Raw genomic sequence first — 22045 nt, 5'->3', positions numbered from 1 at the left:
GCATTCCTTTACAAGAGCATTAATGCAATACCAGCCGTTTCGTGCCTGCTCTTTCCAAAACATTATTTTTGGTAACTAGATAGTGTAATCTTTAGAGATCAACTTCTCGATCCACTTTGCGAATTACTAATGAATTCGCATGTTTCACTATTTAAAAAAATCAAAAATTTACACTATGGACACTTCCGTAACTATCATCGGATTGGTAATAACATTACTAATTGCGATACCTCTCTATTTTATCTTTAAAAGTAACGCTATTCAGAAAAAAAGAATACTATCAATACAAGCTATTCACAATCCTAAAAACAAGTACAACTTTACTATAACTGAAAATCAAAACAAAAAGGTATACTCCATTGATACACTAAACCAGGCGTTTTTGTTTATGGACTTTCATCCGAAAGAACCCTTTTCAAAACTGATTGAACTCAATACCATATCCAGTTGTGAGATCAAGTACATTAAAGATGTGGCAAACGATCTAACTAAAAAAATTGAGCTATACTTCATATCAAGCACTAGTAATATCAAAGAATCAATTACCGTTTACAATGCAGAATATGATCTAATAAATCAAATATGCGAACATGAAGATGGTCAATTGGCTAAAAAATGGAAAAAAATTATAGACAACTGTTTAACACATTAAGAACGCAATTGTTTATAAATACCTAAAAAAATACTAAAACAAAACACTGAGAAACGAAAATAATTATTCATTTCTCAGTGTTTTAATATTTATGATAAATATCATTTGCACTAAAAGTATTATAAGATACTTTTGTTCTACAAAATTAAGTTAATATGAAAAATAATCTTATTCAAAAATACAATGTTCCTGGCCCTAGATATACTAGCTACCCTACGGTTCCGTATTGGAATGAATTACTTTTTTCTACTGACTTGTGGTTAAAAACGCTTCAACAATCTTTTAAAGAAAGTAATACAAAAGAAGGAATTAGCTTATACATTCATTTGCCTTTTTGCGAAAGTCTTTGCACATTTTGCGGATGCAACAAGAGAATTACAAAGAATCACAATGTTGAAGAAACATACATATTGGCTGTTTTAAAAGAATGGGATCTTTATTGTTCACTACTAGAAGAAAAACCAATCATTAAAGAAATTCATTTGGGCGGCGGTACTCCAACTTTCTTTTCGTCCGAAAACCTCGAGAAGTTAATTCATGGAATCTTAAACAAAGCCACTAAAGCGATTGGGTACGAATTCAGTTTTGAAGGACATCCCAACAATACTACCAAAGTTCAATTACAAACATTCTACAATTTAGGTTTTAGGAGAGTAAGTTTTGGCGTACAAGATTATTCCGAAAAAGTGCAACAAGCAATTCACAGGGTGCAATCCTTCCATAACGTTGCCAAAGTAACATTTTGGGCTAAAGAAATTGGTTACACCTCTATCGGTCATGACATCATTTTCGGCCTTCCGTTTCAACAACTTGACGATGTAATTGATACCATCGAAAAAACAAAATCATTAAATCCGGATCGTTTAGCGTTTTATAGCTACGCGCATGTGCCATGGATCAAAGGAAACGGACAAAGAGGATTTAAGGATAGCGATATTCCAAAAGATCAAGAAAAAAGACAATTATACGAAGTAGGCAAACAATTATTGAGTAAAAACGGATATCATGAAATTGGTATGGACCATTTTGCTTTAGAAGAAGACAGCCTTTACACATCCTTTAAATCCGAAAAACTTCATCGTAACTTCATGGGTTATAGCTCTTCAAAAACACAAGTTATGATTGGTCTTGGCGTATCTTCTATCAGTGATAGTTGGACAAGTTTTGCCCAAAATGTAAAAACAATTGAAGAATATTATGCTAGTCTTGAAAAAGGAGAGCTACCGGTTTATCGTGGTCATATTCTTACTTCAGAAGATTTAATCATCAGACAGCATATATTAAATTTAATGTGCCAATTTCAAACCTCATGGGACAAAGAAAATGGCTATTTTAAAGAGCTTCCAGAAGTCCTCATGCAATTAGAAGAAATGCAAAAAGACGGATTGATTACCATTGAAAAACAAAGTATCAAGGTATTAGAAGAAGGCAAACCCTTTGTCAGAAACATTTGCATGGCCTTTGATCTTTTATTAAAAAGAAAAGCGCCAGAAACCGCCTTGTTTTCAATGACTGTCTAACGCAATCACTTTTATTCGTTTACTTTTTTAATAAACCACATTACGGTAAATCTCAATATTTGGGCTTTACCACAAGGGTCAGGATTTAGGTTACAATCTTTTTGAGGCAGAAAAAGCCTAAAAAGGATTTTTACTGCAAACCCTAACGCAAAAAACGGTAAATAAAAACATTAAACCCTTTTAAACAATCCTAAATCATTAACGTACTTATCCAAATACTTCCTTTAATTTAATGACAATTAGGGGTTTCTTGAACAAACAAACTTAAGGTTGTAGGAGAAACATAAGGAATCCCAAGCCCCAAGCCTCGTAACACGAATAACACCCCAATTACTACCATTACATATGGAATAACTTTTTGAATAGTATTTCGCGCAGAAAGACTTAAAAAGGATTTCAAATAAACCACCACACTCATCAAAGGAATTGTTCCCAGGCCAAACAAAACCATGTATACAACACCAACCAATGCACTTTGCATAGCAATGGCACCAAACAAAGCTACATACACCATTCCACATGGGAGTAAACCATTTAGGAACCCAATAGTCAACAATGAACTGTATGATTTTTTCTTGAATTGACTACCTAATTTTTGCTTCAATTTAGAAATCATTCTAAAAATTGGCTTGGAAAAATTATACTTTGCAAAAACACGCTCAGGAAGTAACGCCACGATAATCATCAAAACACCAATAAAAATAGATAGTTTTTGTTGAATACCCGCTACAAAAAAACCTTTCCCAAGTAAGCCAAACAATAGTCCCATACCACCATAAGCCAACAATCTTCCTATGTGATAGGTAAGTATTTGCGAAGCTTTTTTGGTTGGATTCGAATGATCCACAGGCAACATTAATGCAATTGGACCACACATTCCAACACAATGAAAACTACTAATCAAGCCTAAAATAAAAGCGGTATAGAGCATTTATTATCGTTTTTCAATGCAACTCCATGACATGAATCAAGTTAGAATTACACCTTTATTTTAATTTATATAGAGTGTCTCCTTGGTCAAATAGGATTTTCCTTCATACTGCCATTCCATATTGATATCCCAACTTCCACCTACCAAATTGGTTTTAGGAATATGAACAGTAGACTCGGTTAGGTCTAATTTTACTTGAAAATCAAGTTTTTTATTAGACGGACGATATAACGATACGGTTCCCTTGATTTTTTTAGGAACAAAGTTGGCCGGAAAGGTGATGGTTACTTCTTGATCCAATTGTGTAACCTTGGGTTTTGTAGCTAAATCTTGGGCATTTTGAACCCTTTGCATCTCCTCTTGATAATGAATATCATGCTTGTAATATTCCTCGACCACCAAATCGTTATCATATTTGGAGTCCGATTGTACTTTTACCACAAAATAGAGAATAAAAGTAATAAACAAAGCAAAAGCAATCACAATATATGTTCCCCAGTTGAATTTTAATTTCATATTTTTTTTTTTAAAAAGAATAATACTTTAATCGAAACTTCTTGGCCCCAAGAAATTAGTTGCCGTTGTTTGAATCAATTCGTCGGCTTCATATACTTCAATTTCAATAGTAGTTTTATCACTTTCTAGCAAATATTTATTGATTTCGATAAATAAAGTACCACTTGTCAAACCTTGTCTAGGAACAGTTAACTGATTCTTACCCACAATTTTCAAAGTACCTTTGATCTCTTTTAATTTAAAATGAACATTTTTAATTTCATTATTAGATTTGTTAATCACTTTAAAGGTGTAAACATTACTAATATTTTCACCTTTATGCTGGAACAATTGTCCTGGTAATCTTAAAATTGAAGTTTCTACTTCGGAGCGCAAAAACAAAAGTCCCGAAAGAATTCCCATCAAAATCAACAATACGGCGCTGTACCCTTTCATACGCGCTGTAAACTTGAATTTTTCGTTTTTCTCAATTTCATCTTCAGAGGCATAGCGAATTAAGCCTTTTGGTAATCCCACACCTTCCATAATGGTATCACATTCATCGATACAAGCCGTACAATTAATACATTCTAATTGTGTTCCATTTCGAATATCTATACCGGTTGGACAAACATGTACGCATTGTTTGCAATCTATACAATCTCCTTTTCCTGTTTCGGCTCGATTTTCTTGTTTATTGAATTTTGCTCGTCCTATTTCTTTTTCGCCACGAACAAAATCATAAGCAACATTAATAGATTTATTATCAAGTAAAACGCCTTGCAAACGTCCATACGGGCAAGCAATTATGCACACTTGTTCTCTAAACCAAGCAAACACAAAATAAAAAACTCCAGTAAAAATAAATAAAGAAATTAAAGTACTGATGTGGTTTTTCGGTCCTTCTTCGATCATTTTAAACAACACATCACTACCAATTAAGTAGGCTAAAAATACATTCGCAATAAAAAAAGAGATGACCAAGAAAAGAGACCATTTAATTCCTTTTTTTCGAATTTTCTCCGAATCCCATTTTTGTTTGTCCAATCTAATTTGTGCTCCTCTATCTCCTTCGATCCAATATTCAATACGTCTGAAAACCATTTCTAAGAAAATGGTTTGAGGGCAAATCCAACCACAAAAAATACGCCCAAAAATTACAGTGAATAGAATTACAAACACTACCCCAACAATCATGAACAGAACAAACAAATAAAAATCTTGAGGCCAAAATGGAAAACTAAAAATAGAAAAACGACGTTCCAAAACATTGAACATCATGAATTGGTTTCCATTAATTTTGATAAATGGACTAGCCACAAGGATGATGAGTAAAATATAACTCACCCATTTGCGGTAGTCATAGAACTTACCACTAGGTTTTTTGGGATAAATATATTTTCTATTGCCTTCTTGATCAATAGTCGCAATACTGTCTCTAAAGGAGTCATCAGGTAAAACAGCCATAGCTAATTTTTTAAAACTTATTAAAACTTATTAAAACAACTGTGTCAAAGTAAGATACTTTGACACAGGGTATAGAATAGGACAGAAACTATTTATTGAGCAGCCGTAGTATCTACAGCAGGAGCAGCAGAAGCTTCGTTTTTTGAAGCTGCATCATCTACCCATATTTCACCTTCAGGCGCTTTGGCATCTTTTGGATTACTTCCTTTCAAGGACAAAATGTAGCTCGCTACTTTTTGCATTTCTTTCGGTTTTAAAGTACCTTTCCAAGAGATCATCCCTTTACCGTCACGACCACCATTCATAATAGTATGAAAAACGTTTTTGATCCCTCCTCCTAAAATCCATTGTTCATCAGTAAGGTTGGGGCCAATTTGTCCTCCGGCATCGGCACGGTGACAAGCAGCGCAATTGGTAGTGAAAATTTCTTTCCCAATGGCTAATTCAGCTGGATCAGTTAACAAAGTAACCGTCTTCTCATCCATCAAATCTGGGGCCGTTTTCATATACTCGGCTATTTCAATTTTGGCTTGGGCGATATCATTTTTTAATTCCATTTCTTGATCTGGAGCACCAAGAATTTCAAAGCGGACTAAATAAACCACCGCAAAAACAATACAAGCGTAAAACAAATAAACCCACCATGGCGGCAAACTATTGTCTAACTCACGAATACCATCATAATCATGATCCAAAAGCAACTCGCCTTCTCTTTCAATTGGAGTTGACTTGGTTAATTTTTTCATGATATTTTTATACCAATCACTTTCACCAAAACTTAACGAAGTTGCTTCCTCTAATTTGGCTTTTTGTTCGTCAGTTAACAAATGATAGGTAATTGTATCAATAGCACTTATGGTCACCTCGATCGCGATTAGCAGAAAAAGAAAAACAAATAAGAATAAAGATACCATTGGAAACTTTATGAACGCAGGACGATCTCCTGAGTCAATAAAATACTCCATTGCGCCAAATACGGCAAAGAAAATAAGGGGAACCCTAACGTATACTGGAATTAATTTTTTCATTTTTTAAAGCTTTAAAAATTATAAAGTAAGATTATCTTCTAAAGGGATGTTGCTCATTTCTTGAATGGTCTCTTTTTGATAAGAGAATACCCAAATGGCTAATCCAACAAAGAAGAAAAAGAAAATCAATAGAGAAAGGATGGGATAAATTTCGATCCCAACGATGGTCTCCATATTGTGTTTAATTTGTTCAAACATAACCGACTTTATTTAGATTCTTTTACTTTAATATCTGTACCTAGACGTTGCATGTATGCAATTAGGGCTATAATTTCTCTCTCGTTCATTGGAACAAATTTTTCACCTCTTGCTGCAGCTTTCTTTTTACTTTCTTCATAACTTTTTACAAAGTCAGGATCGTTTTTCAAGCTTTCCTCAATTTTTAAGGCTTGAGCTCTTAAATCTTTTTGACCGTTAGCAATCTGTTCTTCGGTGTAAGGAACACCTAAAGTAACCATTGCTTTCATCTTTTTTTCTAACATAGAAACATCCATGGCTTCATTGTCAAACAACCATTTGTAACTTGGCATGATAGAACCTGCTGAAATACTCTGTGGATTCCAGAAATGATTAAAGTGCCAGTTGTCATTGTATTTTTGCCCCACACGTTGTAAATCTGGACCTGTACGTTTGGATCCCCAAAGGAATGGATGATCGTATACAAATTCACCCGCTTTGGCTTGAGGTCCGTAACGCTCAACTTCGCTTCTAAACGGTCTCACCGATTGAGAGTGACATCCCACACATCCTTCACGAATATATAAGTCACGTCCTTCTAATTCAAGTGGAGAATAAGGCTTAACACTTGCAATGGTAGGAATATTAGATTTGACCATTATCGTAGGAACGATTTGGATAATTCCACCAATTAAAATCGCTACTGTAGCTAAAATTGCCATTTGTATTGGTCTTCTTTCTAACCAAGTATGGTATTTTTCACCTTTAATTCGTTTGGTGCTAATTTCTTTTAAGGCAGGTGCTTCGGCTAACTCATCTTCGATAGCATCACTGTTTCTAACGGTTTGTACAATATTGTACACCAACACCAACATTCCTGTTAAATATAACGTTCCACCAACAGCTCTCATCCAATACATTGGCATGATTTGAGTCACTGTTTCTAAGAAGTTTCCGTAAGTTAATGTACCATCAGGATTGAACTGCTTCCACATTGAAGCTTGCAAGAAACCTGCAACATACATTGGTAATGCGTAAAGAATAATTCCTAAAGTACCAATCCAAAAGTGGAAATTAGCCAATTTAGTGGAGTATAAAGTGCCTTTTGACATTCTTGGGATTAACCAATAAATAATACCAAAAGCCATAAATCCGTTCCAAGCTAATGCTCCTACGTGAACGTGAGCAATAATCCAATCCGTATAGTGCGCAATAGCGTTTACATTTTTCAAAGACAACATAGGTCCTTCAAAAGTTGCCATACCGTAACCTGTCATGGCTACCACAAAGAATTTCAACACAGGCTCTACTCTAACTTTGTCCCAAACACCTCTTAAGGTTAACAATCCATTGATCATACCTCCCCAAGATGGAGCGATCAACATTACTGAGAAAACTACACCTAAGTTTTGTGCCCAAGTAGGTAATGCAGAATATAACAAGTGGTGAGGACCAGCCCAGATGTATAAGAAAATCAAAGACCAAAAGTGAATAATAGATAAACGGTAAGAATATACCGGACGATTGGCTACTTTAGGTACAAAATAGTACATTAAACCTAAGAAAGGAGTGGTCAAGAAAAAAGCAACCGCATTATGACCATACCACCACTGCACTAAAGCATCTTGAACCCCTGCATACACAGAATAACTTTTCATGGCCGAAATAGGCAATTCTAAACTATTGAAAATATGCAATACTGCTACTGTAATGAAAGTCGCTAGATAAAACCAAATTGCAACATATAAGTGACGCTCACGTCTTTTAAGCATGGTTCCAATCATGTTGATACCAAAAACAACCCAAATCAACGCAATCGCAATGTCAATAGGCCATTCAAGCTCTGCATACTCCTTGGAGGAAGTATACCCTAGAGGCAATGAAATTGCAGCAGCAACAATAATTAATTGCCAACCCCAAAAATTAAGGTTACTCAAGAAATCACTGAACATTCTTGCTTTTAATAATCGCTGTAAAGAATAATACACCCCAGCAAACATTGCGTTTCCTACAAAGGCAAAAATAACAGCGTTGGTGTGTAAAGGTCTCAATCTACCAAAACTTAACCAAGATATTCCATCGGTAATGTTTGGAAAAAGAAACATTATAGCCAAAATAAGACCTACAAGCATACCTACTACACCAAAAACGATGGTGGCGTAAATAAACTTCTTTACAATTTTGTTGTCGTAATAAAATTGTTGCATCTCCATAATTAAATTAGTTTTCTTTTATTATTGTTGTTGATTTTTTAGTTTTTTTAGCAAGCTCATCGTCAAAAAGCATGCGAACCGACGGGGTATAATCATCATCATATTGCCCAGAACGAACGGCAATTACAAAGGCAATAAAGAACCCTATTGCTACGAAAATACTGATCGAAATTAAAAGGTAAATCACACTCATTTCACTCGTTTTAGTAAGACAAAAATAGTTTTAAGAATAATTTCAAAATATGATTTTTATCATATTAAATCTACTTTTGTTAAAATTATGCAAAAAAAACCAATTGTAGCTTTTAATAATTTATTTTTTTCGTGAATAATAATTACTCATCACCGTTACAAAACTTACTATTGTAATGGTACTCAATGGCATAATTATTGCCGCAACCAAAGGCAAAAGATTTCCTGTGATAGCAAATGAAAGCCCTACAACATTATAAAGTAGTGACAACACAAAGCTCATTTTAATGGTTTTTATCGCGTCTTTGGATAAATTCAAAAAGTACTTCAATTTAAAAAACTCTGAGGCATCCAATATAGCATCGCAAGCAGGTGAGAAAACATTAACATTTTCAGAAATAGATATGCCAACGTTGCTTTGCGCTAAGGCCCCAGCATCATTCAAACCATCACCTACCATCATCACGTTTTTGCCTTGCTCTTGCAATTGTTTGATGTATGCTAGCTTTTGATCAGGTTTTTGATTAAAAACAAAGGTGACATCTTTTGGAAGCATTTTTTCTAAAACGGGACGCTCACCTTCATTATCTCCTGAAAGAATTTTTATTTCATAGTTTTCATGTAACAATTGAAATAGACTTTCTAAACCTTCTCTATATTCATTATTAAACACAAAATATCCACTATATGCATCGTTTATAGCAATATGCACCGTGGTTTGTTGCAATCCATCTTCTAGTTGTACTCCAACAAAAGAAGCGGAGCCTAACACCACTTTTTTATCTGCCAAAGTGGCTTCAATTCCTTTTCCTGGAATTTCGTTAAAATGCGTAACTTTTACCCTTGATGACTCTGGCAAATAATCATACAACATTCTACTCAAAGGATGATTCGATGCTCGTAAAACACTTTTGATCAAAATGGTTTCCTCTTCATTCAATGCTTTACCAATATAAGAAATATTTGATTTTTTATTGGTCGTTATGGTTCCTGTTTTGTCAAAAACAATCGTATCAACCTTAGCCAATTGTTCAATAACTAAAGCGTTCTTCAGATAAAATTTTTGTTTTCCCATAATGCGCAATACATTACCCATGGTGAAAGGAGCCGTAAGTGCCAAGGCGCAAGGACAAGCTACGATAAGTACAGCAGTAAAAACATTAAATGCAGTATTGGCACTAAAAAAAATCCAGTATCCAAACCCAGCAAAAGCAATTAGCAATAAAATTGGGGTAAAATAACGCGAAATGGCATCGGTAATTGTTTTGTGTTTTTGCTCTACATTCTTCTGAAAAACATCATTACTCCATAGCTGCGTTAAATAGCTTTGTGAAACCGAATGCAACACCTCCATTTCGATTACTTTTCCAATTTGTTTACCGCCAGCGAATACTTTATCGCCAGATTTTTTTATAATTGGAATTGCTTCACCGGTTACAAAACTATAGTCAATTTCGGCCGTTTCACTGATCAAAATTCCGTCTACAGGAATTAATTCTTGATTTCGAACCAATAACCTATTTCCTTTTTGAATATCATATACTGGAATACTCTCTTCGGTATTATCAGGATTAATTCTGGTAATCGCAATAGGAAAATAGGATTTAAAATCGCGTTCAAAACTTAAAAAACTATAGGTTTTGATTTGAAACATTTTACCTAAAAGCATAAAGAAAATCAAGCCACACAAACTATCAAAAAAACCAGAACCATAGTCCATTATGATATCAAACGTACTTCGCACAAACATCACCACAATCCCCAGAGCAATAGGAATATCAATGTTAAGCATCTTCGAACGAATACTTTTGTAAGCCGAAACATAATAACCACTAGCCGAATAAAAGAAACTAGGGAGTGAAAGCGCAAAAATCAACCAACGAAAAAAACCGCGATACTGGTCTAACCAATATTCTTCGACCTCAAAATACTCAGGAAACGAAAGCAACATAATGTTACCGAAACAAAAGAAGGCTACTCCTAATTTATAGGTCAAACTCCTATCAATCGTCTCTTTTCCAGCCGCATAATTTTCAAGACTAATGTAGGGCTCATAGCCAATAGAGCTCAATAAATGAACAATTGTTTTTATTGAAACTAGTTCGGGGTTGTAATTTATTCTTACTTTTTTATCAGGAAAATTCACTGTTGAAGTATTGATACCCGGCTGTAAACGTTGCAGATTTTCTAAAATCCAAATACATGAACTACAATGGATATGCGGAATACTAAGCGTAATGATTTCGGTAGTCGCTTCTTGGAAATCGAGTAATTTATCAACAATAGCTTTATTATCTAAAAAATCATATTTTCCTGCAATATCTTGGGGTGTAGCGCCTGGTGATTGCTCGAAATCATAATAGCAAGTGAGGTCGTTCGTACTAAATATTTCATAAACTGTTTTACAACCATTGCAGCAAAACAATTTGTCATCAAAATGTATCTCCTCTGACTTTTCAATGTTTAAGCCACAATGAAAACAATTCTCTTTTCCCATAATAAATTTTTCCTGTTAAAGTAGAGCAAATATTACCATTTGATCCTCTCAAAAATATGATATTTGTCATAAATTTGATTATTTTTGCCGAAAAATATACCTGTCGCAAATGAGTAAATGTGAGCAATGCATTGTTCGTGAATTTAGTGCTTTAAAAGCATTAAACAAAGATGAATTATTAAAGATAGCCAGTTGTAAAACTTCGTACACTATAAAGAAAGGCGAACCTATTTTTGAAGAAGGTGATACTGTTAATGGTGTGTATTGCATTAAAGATGGTTATTGCAAACTATCAAAACTCAGTACTAATGGAAAAGATCAAATTGTAAAATTAGTAAAAGCAGGAGAACTATTAGGACAGCGATCTATGGTAAGCGACGAGCCAGCCAATCTTACTGCCATAGCTATTGAGGACATGGAGGTATGTTTTATTCCTAAAACAGAGATTCTTGGTTTTTTCAATACCAACAATCAATTTTCATTAAGCTTAATGAAATCGGTTTGTGGTGACTTGAAAGATTCAGATATGCACGTAGTTTCGATGGCTCAAAAAACAGTCAAAAATCGTTTGGCAGAAACCTTAATTTATTTGCAAGAAACATTTGGCACCAATCCTGACAAAACACTAAAAATACAACTGTCTCGAGAAGAATTAGCCGGGATGATTGGAACCGCAACCGAAAGTTGTATCCGAATTTTATCTGAATTCAATAAAAATGGTACAATAGAATTGGTCGGTAAAAAAATTGCCGTTAAGGATTTGAATCAACTTAAAAAAATAGCAGAATAACTGCTATTTTTTTTTGAGCATTCCATAATATATTGGTATTCCTAAAAAAACAATCCCTAATCCCAAAGTTGTATTCACAGTATCATACACTAACAAAGTACCACTTATTCCTAGAGCTACTATGATATAGAGTGCTGGAACGATGGGATATCCAAAAGCTTTGTAGGGTCGAGCGGCATGAGGTTCCTTTTTTCTCAAAATAAAAACCCCAAGAATAGTCAAAATATAAAACAACAAAGAAGCAAAAGTAGCATAGGTCAATAAATCTCCAAATTTTCCCGAAACACAAAGCACACTGGCCCATAAACCTTGTAACCAAAGTGCTTTTGCTGGTACTTGATGCTTATTGAGTTGCATGGCCTTTTTGAAAAACAAGCCTTGCTGAGCCATAGCATAAAACAATCTTCCTCCCGAAAGAATCAGACCACTGTTGCATCCAAATGTAGAGATCATGATCAAAGCAGACATTAAAAAAACACCTGTATTTCCCATAATAACACTCGCAGCAGCTGCTCCTACCCTATCATTGGAAGCAAACATGATGCCTTTTGCCAAAGCATCTTCTCCCACTGGATTGCCTTGTAGCGGCAAGAGCGCCAAATAAGACACATTGGCCAGTACATAAACCACGGTAACAATGAGTGTTCCTAGTACCAAACTTCTTGGTATGTTTTTTTTAGGCTCTTTAATTTCGCCAGCAATAAACGTCACATTATTCCATGCATCGCTCGAAAACAATGAATTCACCATGGTTGCAGTAGCCGCTCCCAAAATAGCCGTTCCAACTAATTTAGTAACCGTAACCGATCCGTCGGGATGTTGAACCGTTTTATAAGCATCCCACATCGTATCAAAATTAACGAACAAGGTGTCTTTTTGTATGCCAACATAAATACCTAGTATGATGAGTGCAAATAGAGCAATTAACTTGGCCGCTGTTAAAATCAACTGAATCCATTTACCATTTTCAATTCCTTTCGTATTGATATACGTCAATAAAAAAATACTCATCACCGCCAAAACTTGTTTGTACGCTATAATAAACGATCCGGATTGGTATAATTTAGTATCTAAAAACGGAAAAAAAATAGCACTATAATTGGCAAATGTAACCGCAATAGCCGCAATCACTCCTGTTTGAATCACCGAAAAAACAGTCCAACCATATAAGAAAGATACCAATCGACCGTAAGCTCTCTGAATATAAACAAATTGCCCGCCAGCGTTAGGCATCATTCCTGCTAATTCGCCGTAACTCAAGGCCGCAGCTACGGTAATGACTCCTGTTACAACCCAAATCAACAACAACCAAGCTGCCGAACCAATATCCCTAGCCATGGCCGAGGTAACGATAAAAATACCGGAACCAATCATAGACCCTGCCACTAAACTAGTAGCATCAACTAATCCTAAAGAGCGCTTTAATTCGGTTTTGTTTTCTGACATGAAGTATAAACTATACTATTGAATGATACTTTTATTATATTTTTTTTGCTTCGTTCCAAAAAACATCCATTTCAGCCAAAGTCATATCCATAAGTGGCTTACCTAATTCGCTAGCTTTACTTTCTAAATACTGAAATCTTTTTATAAATTTTTTATTGGTTCGTTCCAAAGCATCTTCGGGATTTACATTTAAAAAACGAGCGTAATTTATCATGGAAAAAAGCACGTCTCCAAACTCAGCTTCAATTTTATCTTGGTCTTTGGCTGCCACTTCTACTTGCAGTTCTTGCAATTCTTCTTGTACTTTTTCCCAAACTTGATGGGGTTCGTCCCAATCAAAACCTACCGCTTTTACTTTATCTTGAATGCGACTGGCTTTTACTAGAGCTGGTAAACTTTTAGGAACTCCTTCCAAAACCGATTTCTTACCTTCTTTCAGTTTGAGTTTTTCCCAGTTTTGCTTGACTTGCTCTTCATTTTCAACCACGGTGTCACTGTAAATGTGAGGATGACGATGAATCAATTTTTCGCAAATTTCATTACAAACATCTGCTATATCGAAATCGTTGGTTTCGCTACCAATCTTGGCATAAAATACCATATGCAACAATACATCACCCAATTCTTTCTTGACTTCTTGTAGATCATTATCCAAGATAGCATCGCCTAATTCATAGGTTTCCTCAATGGTCAAATGCCGTAAGGATTGCATGGTTTGCTTTTTATCCCAAGGACATTGTTCGCGCAACTCATCCATAATGGTTAACAATCGATCAAAGGCTTCTAATTGTTGGGCTCTTGTATTCATAACATAATGGTTTTTGGTAAAAATAAAAAAATCCTGTCAAGAAAAACAACTCAACAGGATTTTATCTTTCAGGTAGTTAGTACTACTCTTTCTTAGCTTTTGCTTTTTTTGGCTTAGCTTCGGCCTCAGGTGCTACAGCTACAGTTTCTTCTGTTCCAATGGCTGGCGGAGCATCATTGGTTACCAAGCCACGTTCTTGCAACATATTATACCAATTCAAGATTTTTTTAATATCTGAAGCGTATACTCTTTCTTCATCATACTCTGGCAAAATTTCTCTAAAATAAGCATTCAAAGTAGCGTTATCTTCTTTATGAGAGATGGCTTTTCCGTTATTTTCTTTTTTAGCAATATTAGACATTACCTCAGCCAAAGGTTTTTCTGCCTCATAAGTGTACACCGAAATTTCAGTTAATAAACTTACATTACTTTTCAAACTTACGGTTACTTTTTTTCCATCAACTAATGATTCTGCAACAAAACCTGTTCTGGTTTGTACTTTCAAAGCAAACAATCCTGGTTTACCTGAAATGGCTAAAATTTTCTCTAAATTCATTTTCTTTTTATTTATAGTTCGTTGGCAATAGTATAAAATTGTTGATTCAAAAATCAACTCTTGCTATTGCTAATTTATCTTCCTTTTTTGGCAAAAAATTTCATTCGGTAGTCTTGAAATGTTTTTCCCTCGGTAATGTTTTTTAATTTTTTTTGAATCAATCGTTTTTTTAGAGACGAAATTTTGTCGGTAAACAAAACGCCTTCAATGTGATCGTATTCGTGCTGAATGACGCGAGCAATTAAACCATCAAATACTTCGGTTTTCATTACAAAATCCTCTTCGCAATACTCAATAGTCACGATTGGTTTTCTGTATACGTCTTCGCGAACATCAGGAATACTCAAACATCCTTCGTTAAAAGCCCATTCCTCACCTTCTTCTTTGATGATTTTGGCATTAATGAACGTTCTCTTGAAACCTTTCAATTTATTTTGAGCATCCGATTCTAAATCTTCATCATCACTAAAAGGAGTAGTGTCAATTACAAAAAGGCGCACAGATAACCCTACTTGTTCTGCTGCTAAACCAACTCCAGAGGCATTATACATGGTTTCATACATGTTATCAATCACTTCTTTTAAGTTGGGATAATCAGGAGTAAGTGCTTCGCCAACTTTTCGTAAAACTGGGTCACCGTAACCTATAATTGGTAAAATCATTTTTTATAGAATTAAGTTTGTACCACAAAAGGGAAAACTTCCTTTTTAATTGGTTGGCAAAAATAGTAAAAATTCAACAATGCCGAATTCCAATTGGCAATAAGTTTAGATTTTACTAAAATTTCAATTTCTATACTCATTACTATCAACAAGCCCTACACAATTCCTATCTTTGAGGTTCATTGTATTCCTATGATTGAAAAAATAATAAATTTTACTCAGACTATTCATTTCACTAACGCATTAAAAGTAACCACAGCCACGGTTATCCCTGTATTGCTATTTACCTATTTAGGTCATTTTGATATAGGATTTTCAATAGCATTAGGGGCATTTTTTACCTATCCCAGTGACATTCCAAGTAGTTTAAGTCACAAAATCAAAGGCTTACTAGTAACTGCCTCTTTAATTGCATTAGTCAATTTATTAGTCAATATCCTCTATCCATACAAATTAGTTTTTTATCCGATTTTTGGAATATTAATTTTTCTTTTTTCCATGATCTCTGTTTATGGACAAAGAGCAACGGCGGTTTCATTTTCGTGCTTGCTATCCCTTTGTTTGGCTTTTGCACATTTGCATACCGGATGGGAAATGTTAGGCTATGCCGCACTAATATTTACGGGTGGTCTTTTTTACTTGTTAGTTTCTTTACTTTTTCATTACCTTAATCCTTTTCGTTTTATTGAATTACAGTTGGTTTCTTGCATTGAGTTAACGGCAAAATACCTAAAACTCAGAGCCGCTTTATGGAAAAAAGAAGCCGATCGAAAAAGTATTATCGAGAAACAGCTTGTGTTACAAGTAGAATTGAATACGGTTCATGAAACCATTAGAAGTGTACTTATCGGGAATCAATCTTTATATTCGGATACCGCACAAAATAGAAAACTCCTCATTGTATTTATCAATTTGGTCGAAATTTTAGAATTGGCATTGGCCACTTCATTTGACCACAAAACACTTCATGAGAAGTTTGATGTACAACCAGAAATTATTAAAAGCTACGCTACACTTGCCACTAATTTAAAAAAAACGCTAAAGCAACTGAGCAATAACATCCCTAAGAGTTCCCAATATCGTTCGAAACATTCCTTAGAAGTTGACCTCAAAAATTTTGAATCCACTATCCTTGAGTATCAAAACAACATCAAAGATTCCGGATCACATGAAGGAATATCCATGCTAACCAACATGCTACATTATGCAGAGCGTCAGGTGGAAAAAATCAAAACCATAGAAAGAGCTTTTGATTTAAAAATAAAAGAGAAACACCCTGAAATCAATCGAAAAGAACTTCAAAAATTCCTAACACCTCAATATTATCCCTTATCTACCTTTATCAATAATCTAAGTTTTTCGTCAACTTTATTCAGGCATTCTCTTCGTTTATCGGTAGCTTTATTGTTTGGATTTTGTGTTGGAAGCTTTTTACCGTTTCAAAACGTATTTTGGATTTTGTTAACCATCATCGTAATTATGCGGCCAGGCTATGGACTGACCAAAGTACGCTCTTACCAACGAACAATCGGAACCATACTCGGAGGGTTTATTGCTTTTGGATGTCTGTACTTTATTGACAATACCGTTTTTCGGAGCATGATGGCTATTGTATGCATTTTATTGGGTATGGCATTCACGAATATTAGTTACAAAACTAGCGCCACATTTGTGACCATGTATGTAGTCTTTTTATACAGTATTTTAACACCCGAAATATCCAATGTCATTGAATTAAGAATTATCGACACACTCATAGGAGCCATAATTGCTTACACTTTCAATCATTTTTTTTGGCCGTCTTGGGAATTCATCAATACGCCGAAACACATTGAAAAAGCCATTCAGGCCAATAAAAATTATTTGAATCAAATCGCACTGTTTTACAACGAGAAAGGAACCGTCTCAACGGTGTATAAAGTAGCTCGTAAAAATGCTTTTGTGGAGATAGGCAATTTGATGGCCTCGTTTCAACGCATGAGTCAAGAACCAAAATCAAAACAAGTAAAAATAGCGCAAGTATACAAACTTGCAGTACTAAACCACACGTTACTTTCTTCGATAGCCTCAATGGGTACCTACATCCAATCGCACAAAACTACTGCTGCATCAATTGCCTTTAATAGCGTTATGACGACTGTGATTCAAAACTTAGAGGAAGCCTTACAATTATTAAATCCGAACACCCCAACGGAACAAGTAACGGTTTCCAATACAGAAAAAGCATCAGGATTTCTAGAACTAATGAAAATAAAAATGAATGAAATATCAGCTAAGGAAGCTTCGACAACATTGGATCATTCCATACAGATGCAAGAAGCACAACTCATCATTGAACAATTAGTTTGGTTGACCAATCTTTCAGAAAACATCCTAAAAAACACCAAAATTTTACTGGAAAATTAATTTCGTTATTTTCTATTCAAAAAATCTTGCAGCATAATAGTAGCCGAAATTTCGTCAATAAGAGCTTTGTTTTGGCGCTGCTTTTTTTTCAACCCAGAATCAATCATGGTTTGAAAAGCCATTTTAGAAGTAAATCGTTCGTCCACTCGAATCACTTTCATTTCTGGAAAATGATTGGTAAAATGCGTAACAAACCCTTTAATAATTGAAGCGCTTTGCGAAGGTTCTCCGTTCATTTGCTTGGGTTCGCCTATGAGCACCGCTTCTACTTTTTCCTTTGAAAAATAATCTTTAAGAAAGGATATGGCGGTTTCGGAAGGAATGGTAGTCAAACCCGAAGCAATAATTTGTAATTCATCGGTAACGGCAATTCCTGTGCGTTTTTGTCCGTAATCTATGGCTAGAATTCTTGGCATTTTAAAAATTTAAAGTACAAATATAACCAAAGAAAACCGCTTTAAAACTAAAGCGGTACATCTTATTTAAATTCCAATTCTACATTACCCCAAGAAAAACCGTTTAAAAAAACTTTTACTGGTATCCACAGTTTCAATGTTTTTTTCCTTAACTGCATCCTGTGAAGCTTCATGTTGAGCAAATAATTGCCCAACAAATTCTATATATGAACATTTTCTTTCTTCTAGAAAACCAATCAAATATTTTTCACTGTAAGCCACTCCGCTGGCTTGTTCAATTTGCAATAATTTTTTGTACAAAGGCTCAATGTGTTCTTTGATAATTTCATTAGGCACTGCTTTTCTTTTACCAAAAATGTTCACCACTTCTCCTGTTTCGTTTTTGGTTACTTCAAAATCCGTTACTACCCAATAGTATCGACCTGACTTGGCCAAATTCTTAACAATAGCATGAAAATTATTACCCTGATTCAGATTATCCCAAAGTACTTTAAAAATAACTTTCGGCATATCAGGATGTCTTACAATGCTATGGGGTTGCCCCATAAGTTCATAATCTTCGTATCCACAAACATCAGAAAAAACTTCATTAGCATATTCGATTACCCCACGATGATCGGTTTTACTCATAATCGTCCTGGTTTTGTCCCAAGCAACTTCTTTATCAATAATTACTGGCATTTGAAATAATTGATTTGCTCCCATAAGTATTATATTTGGTATTAATTGTTAGTCTCTTCCTTTCAAAAAGTGGCCAAAAATAATGTTAAGAAATCGATTGAAAAATGATTTTTATCATATCCTAAGACAAAATATCGACTTCGCAATCGATTTCTATTACTCCTCACCCAAGATGATAACTATTTCTGTAAATTTCACAAAACGAATAAAAATGTTACTAAAAAATAAACAAAGCGGGTTTTAAAAAAAATCAATTTATCTTTGCAAAAAATAATTAGAAAAATGAATTCATTACAAACAATTATAGAACAAGCTTGGGAAAACAGAGCTTTATTGCAAGAAACCACAACAACAGATGCCATTAGAGAAGTAATCGAGTTACTAGATTCTGGTAAACTTAGAGTAGCTGAACCAGTAGCTGACGGATGGCAAGTCAACGAATGGGTAAAAAAAGCTGTGGTAATGTACTTCCCTATTCAAAAAATGGAAACATGGGAATCGGGTATTTTTGAATACCATGACAAAATGTTACTGAAAAAAGATTATGCCGAAAAAGGAGTTCGTGTAGTACCTGGAGCTTCTGCTCGTTATGGTGCTTATATCTCAAGTGGTGTAATCATGATGCCAAGCTACGTGAATATTGGTGCTTATGTTGATGCTGGAACTATGGTTGACACATGGGCAACCGTAGGAAGTTGTGCTCAAATTGGCAAAGATGTTCATTTGAGTGGTGGAGTTGGAATTGGTGGTGTTTTAGAACCTTTACAAGCTGCACCTGTTATTATTGAAGATGGTGCTTTCATTGGTTCTCGTTGTATTGTGGTAGAAGGTGTTCACGTAGGAAAAGAAGCTGTTCTTGGAGCTAACGTTTGCTTGACTGCCTCAACAAAAATTATTGATGTAACTGGTGATGAACCTGTTGAAATGAAAGGTCATGTTCCTGCTCGTTCAGTGGTAATCCCAGGAAGTTATACTAAAAAATTCGCTGCTGGTGAGTATCAAGTTCCTTGCGCCTTGATCATTGGAACTCGTAAACCGTCAACAGATTTGAAAACTTCTTTGAATAATGCCTTACGCGAATATGATGTAGCGGTATAATTTCAGAAAAAAACATACTGAAATTCCAAATTCCAATTGACTTCAAGAGGAATTTGGAATTTTTTATTTGATTTTGTTTTGCAGTTTTAAAAGCTTGGCATATTTCATATAAGAAAAGAAACTTTGAATCATGGCAATGGACAAACCATCTATTCCATTAAAAATTCCTTTCTTAAAAAAATAGCAACGCACAAAAGCAACCGTACCATTAAGAACGGGTTTAAATGCGTTTATCCTTTTTCCCTGCTCAAACAATTGATGAGCATGCCAATCGGAATATTGATTTTTTTTGGATATAATCTGATCCAGAGAATCCCAACCGTAATGCAGAATATGAACGGCTACTTTTTTCTCATTTTGAGTAACAATTTTTTGATGCACCTTAGCATCCGATGGATGAGCCGATTGTTTATTAAAAAAACGAACCTTTTGATCCGGATACCAGCCCGAAAAATCAATTAATTTATCCGCGAGATAGTTTTTTACTCTAAAACTAAAAGCATCATAATTGCCTTCTAAATATTTTTTATTCAGGATAAATTCTTCAGCATCTTTATCCAAAAACTCATCGGCATCAAGGTTCAAAATCCAATTGTTTTTACAATAAGGAAGACCATGCGTACGCTGTGGACCATCGCCTAAAAATTTTTGCTCAATAACTTTTGCTCCTTTTGCTTTGGCAATTTCCACGGTGCGGTCTTTACTAAATGAATCCACCACTATCACTTCATCACAAACTTTAAATAAAGCATCGATGCATTTTCCTATGTTTTTTTCTTCGTTGAAAGTAATAACCAGACCACTAATTTCCATAACAAAAGTTAAAATTATTTGCGGCAAAAATAAAACAATTTTGCTTTAGTTTTCCCGAATCACAAACATAGACTTGCGCACTTCATAAAATAGTTTGTAATTTAGCCCACAAATTGAACGATAATTATATGAAGATATTAGTCATACAGCAAAAAAGAATTGGAGATGTTTTAACTAGCACCATAATCTGCAACAATTTAAAAGCAAAGTTTCCAGACGCTGTAATTGATTATATGTGCTATCCCAATTCTGTAGATGTTTTAAAAGAAAATCCAAATATTGACCACATCATTCCTTTGTCTAATAAGGTAAGAAAATCATATATTTCCTTATTTAAATTTATTTTTAAAATACGTAGCGAAAAATACGATGCGGTAATTGATGTATATTCAAAATTAGAAACCAATCTAATCACTTTATTTTCAGGGGCAAAATACAAGGTATCCTATCATAAATGGTACTCCAAAATATTTTACAATTACACTTACGAGCGTTTTGATGCCATTGCCTCGGAACATGGATTAGCAATTGAAAATAGGTTGTTACTCCTAAAACCTTTTATTTCTGAAAAAATAACCGCGGTAAAACCCAAAATATTTTTAAATAATGCGGAAATTGAAGACGCTAAAAATCTTTTAAAGAGCCACAACATAGACACTACAAAACCCATAATTATGTTTGGTATTTTGGGAAGTGAAGTCTATAAAACGTATCCTTTGGAAGGAATGGCGAAAATTATTGATTTTACTGTTGCCAAAACCAATGCTACCATCCTATTCAACTATGTTCCTTTTCAAAAAGATCTAGCCTTAGAAGTTTATAATTATTGTAGTGAAGCGACCAAAAAACACATTGTTTTGGATTTGTATAGTGTGGAATTACGACCGTTTTTAGCACTTCTCTCCCAATGTGAAATGTTGATTGGAAACGAAGGTGGCGCTGTAAATATGGCCAAAGCACTTGAAATTCCTACTTTTTCACTTTTTACTCCTTCTGTAAGAAAAGAAACTTGGCAACTATTTGAAAATGAAGCAAAGAATGTGTCGATTCATTTAAAAGATTTAAAACCTGAAATTTACCAACAGCACACTGAGCAATATATAAAAGAGCATACTTTTAAATTTTATGATGAATACCCATTACCACTACTACTAGAAAAATTAGAAACTTATTTTCAAGAATACAAAAATTGAAAAA

The 22045-nt window shown here is 34.6% G+C and carries 21 protein-coding genes; 6 read left to right on the top strand and 15 right to left on the bottom strand.

Translation table 11 applies throughout. The features are described 5' to 3' along the window. Positions 1-175: 175 nt before the first annotated feature. Together BXU11_RS07370 and hemN are read left to right on the top strand one after the other, a co-directional pair. Positions 176-652, top strand: a complete 477-nt coding sequence (locus BXU11_RS07370; RefSeq protein WP_035717467.1) for a hypothetical protein — start codon at positions 176-178, stop codon at positions 650-652. A gap of 155 nt (positions 653-807) precedes the next feature. Beyond that, the gene (gene hemN, locus BXU11_RS07365; RefSeq protein WP_024980998.1) at positions 808-2172 is read left to right on the top strand and encodes an oxygen-independent coproporphyrinogen III oxidase; all 1365 of its coding nucleotides are present in this window, start codon (positions 808-810) and stop codon (positions 2170-2172) included. A gap of 229 nt (positions 2173-2401) precedes the next feature. Here hemN and BXU11_RS07360 read toward each other — a convergent pair whose 3' ends face one another. The 8 genes from BXU11_RS07360 to BXU11_RS07325 all read right to left on the bottom strand — a co-directional run bounded on the left by BXU11_RS07360 (position 2402) and on the right by BXU11_RS07325 (position 11172). Further along, positions 2402-3103: a sulfite exporter TauE/SafE family protein gene (locus tag BXU11_RS07360; protein ID WP_024980999.1), complete on the bottom strand. Its 702-nt coding sequence runs from the start codon at positions 3101-3103 to the stop codon at positions 2402-2404. Positions 3104-3163: 60 nt separating this feature from the next. Beyond that, positions 3164-3619 (bottom strand): FixH family protein, encoded by a 456-nt coding sequence (locus BXU11_RS07355; protein WP_024981000.1) that lies wholly within the window; start codon positions 3617-3619, stop codon positions 3164-3166. A gap of 27 nt (positions 3620-3646) precedes the next feature. Continuing rightward, positions 3647-5065 carry a cytochrome c oxidase accessory protein CcoG gene (gene ccoG, locus BXU11_RS07350; protein ID WP_024981001.1) on the bottom strand — a complete coding sequence of 473 codons (1419 nt, stop codon included), beginning with the start codon at positions 5063-5065 and terminating at the stop codon, positions 3647-3649. Positions 5066-5157: 92 nt separating this feature from the next. Next, positions 5158-6093 carry a cbb3-type cytochrome c oxidase N-terminal domain-containing protein gene (locus BXU11_RS07345; protein WP_078211616.1) on the bottom strand — a complete coding sequence of 312 codons (936 nt, stop codon included), beginning with the start codon at positions 6091-6093 and terminating at the stop codon, positions 5158-5160. Positions 6094-6111: 18 nt separating this feature from the next. Continuing rightward, complete coding sequence (locus tag BXU11_RS07340; protein WP_024981003.1) at positions 6112-6291, bottom strand: CcoQ/FixQ family Cbb3-type cytochrome c oxidase assembly chaperone; 180 nt, start codon at positions 6289-6291, stop codon at positions 6112-6114. Positions 6292-6299: 8 nt separating this feature from the next. After that, complete coding sequence (gene ccoN, locus BXU11_RS07335) at positions 6300-8483, bottom strand: cytochrome-c oxidase, cbb3-type subunit I (protein WP_024981004.1); 2184 nt, start codon at positions 8481-8483, stop codon at positions 6300-6302. A 7-nt stretch (positions 8484-8490) separates the two neighbouring features. Then, positions 8491-8676 (bottom strand): cbb3-type cytochrome oxidase assembly protein CcoS, encoded by a 186-nt coding sequence (gene ccoS / locus BXU11_RS07330; protein WP_024981005.1) that lies wholly within the window; start codon positions 8674-8676, stop codon positions 8491-8493. A 120-nt stretch (positions 8677-8796) separates the two neighbouring features. Then, a complete protein-coding gene (locus BXU11_RS07325) occupies positions 8797-11172 on the bottom strand; it encodes a heavy metal translocating P-type ATPase metal-binding domain-containing protein (protein ID WP_078211614.1) in 2376 nt (791 codons plus the stop codon). Between the two features lie 109 nt (positions 11173-11281). On the opposite strand from BXU11_RS07325, the gene BXU11_RS07320 reads away from it, so the two are divergent. Then, positions 11282-11962, top strand: a complete 681-nt coding sequence (locus BXU11_RS07320; protein ID WP_024981007.1) for a Crp/Fnr family transcriptional regulator — start codon at positions 11282-11284, stop codon at positions 11960-11962. A 3-nt stretch (positions 11963-11965) separates the two neighbouring features. Here BXU11_RS07320 and BXU11_RS07315 read toward each other — a convergent pair whose 3' ends face one another. The 4 genes from BXU11_RS07315 to def form a co-directional block, all read right to left on the bottom strand. Beyond that, positions 11966-13408 (bottom strand): APC family permease, encoded by a 1443-nt coding sequence (locus BXU11_RS07315; RefSeq protein ID WP_078211612.1) that lies wholly within the window; start codon positions 13406-13408, stop codon positions 11966-11968. Positions 13409-13442: 34 nt separating this feature from the next. Then, positions 13443-14216: a nucleoside triphosphate pyrophosphohydrolase gene (mazG, locus tag BXU11_RS07310; protein ID WP_078211611.1), complete on the bottom strand. Its 774-nt coding sequence runs from the start codon at positions 14214-14216 to the stop codon at positions 13443-13445. Between the two features lie 82 nt (positions 14217-14298). Beyond that, positions 14299-14772 carry a DUF5606 domain-containing protein gene (locus tag BXU11_RS07305; RefSeq protein ID WP_024981010.1) on the bottom strand — a complete coding sequence of 158 codons (474 nt, stop codon included), beginning with the start codon at positions 14770-14772 and terminating at the stop codon, positions 14299-14301. A 74-nt stretch (positions 14773-14846) separates the two neighbouring features. Further along, positions 14847-15434: a peptide deformylase gene (def, locus tag BXU11_RS07300; protein WP_024981011.1), complete on the bottom strand. Its 588-nt coding sequence runs from the start codon at positions 15432-15434 to the stop codon at positions 14847-14849. A 192-nt stretch (positions 15435-15626) separates the two neighbouring features. Here def and BXU11_RS07295 point away from each other — a divergent pair, with 192 nt between their 5' ends. Beyond that, positions 15627-17840: an FUSC family membrane protein gene (locus BXU11_RS07295; protein WP_078211610.1), complete on the top strand. Its 2214-nt coding sequence runs from the start codon at positions 15627-15629 to the stop codon at positions 17838-17840. A 5-nt stretch (positions 17841-17845) separates the two neighbouring features. On the opposite strand, the gene ruvX is transcribed toward BXU11_RS07295, so the two are convergent. Beyond that, positions 17846-18256 (bottom strand): Holliday junction resolvase RuvX, encoded by a 411-nt coding sequence (gene ruvX, locus BXU11_RS07290; protein WP_024981013.1) that lies wholly within the window; start codon positions 18254-18256, stop codon positions 17846-17848. A gap of 84 nt (positions 18257-18340) precedes the next feature. Next, entirely contained in the window at positions 18341-18961 is a 621-nt protein-coding gene (locus BXU11_RS07285) for a PAS domain-containing protein (RefSeq protein ID WP_078211609.1), read from the bottom strand. 258 nt (positions 18962-19219) lie between these two features. On the opposite strand from BXU11_RS07285, the gene BXU11_RS07280 reads away from it, so the two are divergent. Beyond that, positions 19220-20035: a 2,3,4,5-tetrahydropyridine-2,6-dicarboxylate N-succinyltransferase gene (locus BXU11_RS07280; protein WP_078211608.1), complete on the top strand. Its 816-nt coding sequence runs from the start codon at positions 19220-19222 to the stop codon at positions 20033-20035. Positions 20036-20098: 63 nt separating this feature from the next. Here BXU11_RS07280 and BXU11_RS07275 read toward each other — a convergent pair whose 3' ends face one another. Further along, positions 20099-20848 (bottom strand): glycosyltransferase family 2 protein, encoded by a 750-nt coding sequence (locus tag BXU11_RS07275; RefSeq protein ID WP_078211607.1) that lies wholly within the window; start codon positions 20846-20848, stop codon positions 20099-20101. Positions 20849-20976: 128 nt separating this feature from the next. On the opposite strand from BXU11_RS07275, the gene BXU11_RS07270 reads away from it, so the two are divergent. Further along, positions 20977-22041, top strand: a complete 1065-nt coding sequence (locus BXU11_RS07270; protein WP_078211606.1) for a glycosyltransferase family 9 protein — start codon at positions 20977-20979, stop codon at positions 22039-22041. The last annotated feature ends 4 nt before the right edge of the window (positions 22042-22045 follow it).

Origin of the sequence: Flavobacterium sp. LM5, assembly GCF_002017945.1 — a bacterium.
GTDB lineage: Bacteria > Bacteroidota > Bacteroidia > Flavobacteriales > Flavobacteriaceae > Flavobacterium > Flavobacterium succinicans.
The sequence above is the reverse complement of the archived record's forward strand: the minus strand, read 5'-3'. Positions and strand labels throughout refer to the sequence as shown.

Bases quoted from the DNA above. Each gene is read 5' to 3' on its own strand.
- def (WP_024981011.1), bottom strand. From the start codon at position 15,434: ATGATTTTACCAATTATAGGTTACGGTGACCCAGTTTTACGAAAAGTT.
- BXU11_RS07340 (WP_024981003.1), bottom strand. From the start codon at position 6,291: ATGTTTGAACAAATTAAACACAATATGGAGACCATCGTTGGGATCGAA.
- BXU11_RS07320 (WP_024981007.1), top strand. From the start codon at position 11,282: ATGAGTAAATGTGAGCAATGCATTGTTCGTGAATTTAGTGCTTTAAAA.
- BXU11_RS07305 (WP_024981010.1), bottom strand. From the start codon at position 14,772: ATGAATTTAGAGAAAATTTTAGCCATTTCAGGTAAACCAGGATTGTTT.
- BXU11_RS07370 (WP_035717467.1), top strand. From the start codon at position 176: ATGGACACTTCCGTAACTATCATCGGATTGGTAATAACATTACTAATT.
- BXU11_RS07275 (WP_078211607.1), bottom strand. From the start codon at position 20,848: ATGGAAATTAGTGGTCTGGTTATTACTTTCAACGAAGAAAAAAACATA.
- mazG (WP_078211611.1), bottom strand. From the start codon at position 14,216: ATGAATACAAGAGCCCAACAATTAGAAGCCTTTGATCGATTGTTAACC.
- ccoG (WP_024981001.1), bottom strand. From the start codon at position 5,065: ATGGCTGTTTTACCTGATGACTCCTTTAGAGACAGTATTGCGACTATT.
- BXU11_RS07315 (WP_078211612.1), bottom strand. From the start codon at position 13,408: ATGTCAGAAAACAAAACCGAATTAAAGCGCTCTTTAGGATTAGTTGAT.
- hemN (WP_024980998.1), top strand. From the start codon at position 808: ATGAAAAATAATCTTATTCAAAAATACAATGTTCCTGGCCCTAGATAT.
- BXU11_RS07295 (WP_078211610.1), top strand. From the start codon at position 15,627: ATGATTGAAAAAATAATAAATTTTACTCAGACTATTCATTTCACTAAC.
- BXU11_RS07355 (WP_024981000.1), bottom strand. From the start codon at position 3,619: ATGAAATTAAAATTCAACTGGGGAACATATATTGTGATTGCTTTTGCT.
- BXU11_RS07280 (WP_078211608.1), top strand. From the start codon at position 19,220: ATGAATTCATTACAAACAATTATAGAACAAGCTTGGGAAAACAGAGCT.
- BXU11_RS07360 (WP_024980999.1), bottom strand. From the start codon at position 3,103: ATGCTCTATACCGCTTTTATTTTAGGCTTGATTAGTAGTTTTCATTGT.
- ccoN (WP_024981004.1), bottom strand. From the start codon at position 8,483: ATGGAGATGCAACAATTTTATTACGACAACAAAATTGTAAAGAAGTTT.
- BXU11_RS07270 (WP_078211606.1), top strand. From the start codon at position 20,977: ATGAAGATATTAGTCATACAGCAAAAAAGAATTGGAGATGTTTTAACT.
- BXU11_RS07285 (WP_078211609.1), bottom strand. From the start codon at position 18,961: ATGGGAGCAAATCAATTATTTCAAATGCCAGTAATTATTGATAAAGAA.
- BXU11_RS07345 (WP_078211616.1), bottom strand. From the start codon at position 6,093: ATGAAAAAATTAATTCCAGTATACGTTAGGGTTCCCCTTATTTTCTTT.
- BXU11_RS07325 (WP_078211614.1), bottom strand. From the start codon at position 11,172: ATGGGAAAAGAGAATTGTTTTCATTGTGGCTTAAACATTGAAAAGTCA.
- ruvX (WP_024981013.1), bottom strand. From the start codon at position 18,256: ATGCCAAGAATTCTAGCCATAGATTACGGACAAAAACGCACAGGAATT.
- ccoS (WP_024981005.1), bottom strand. From the start codon at position 8,676: ATGAGTGTGATTTACCTTTTAATTTCGATCAGTATTTTCGTAGCAATA.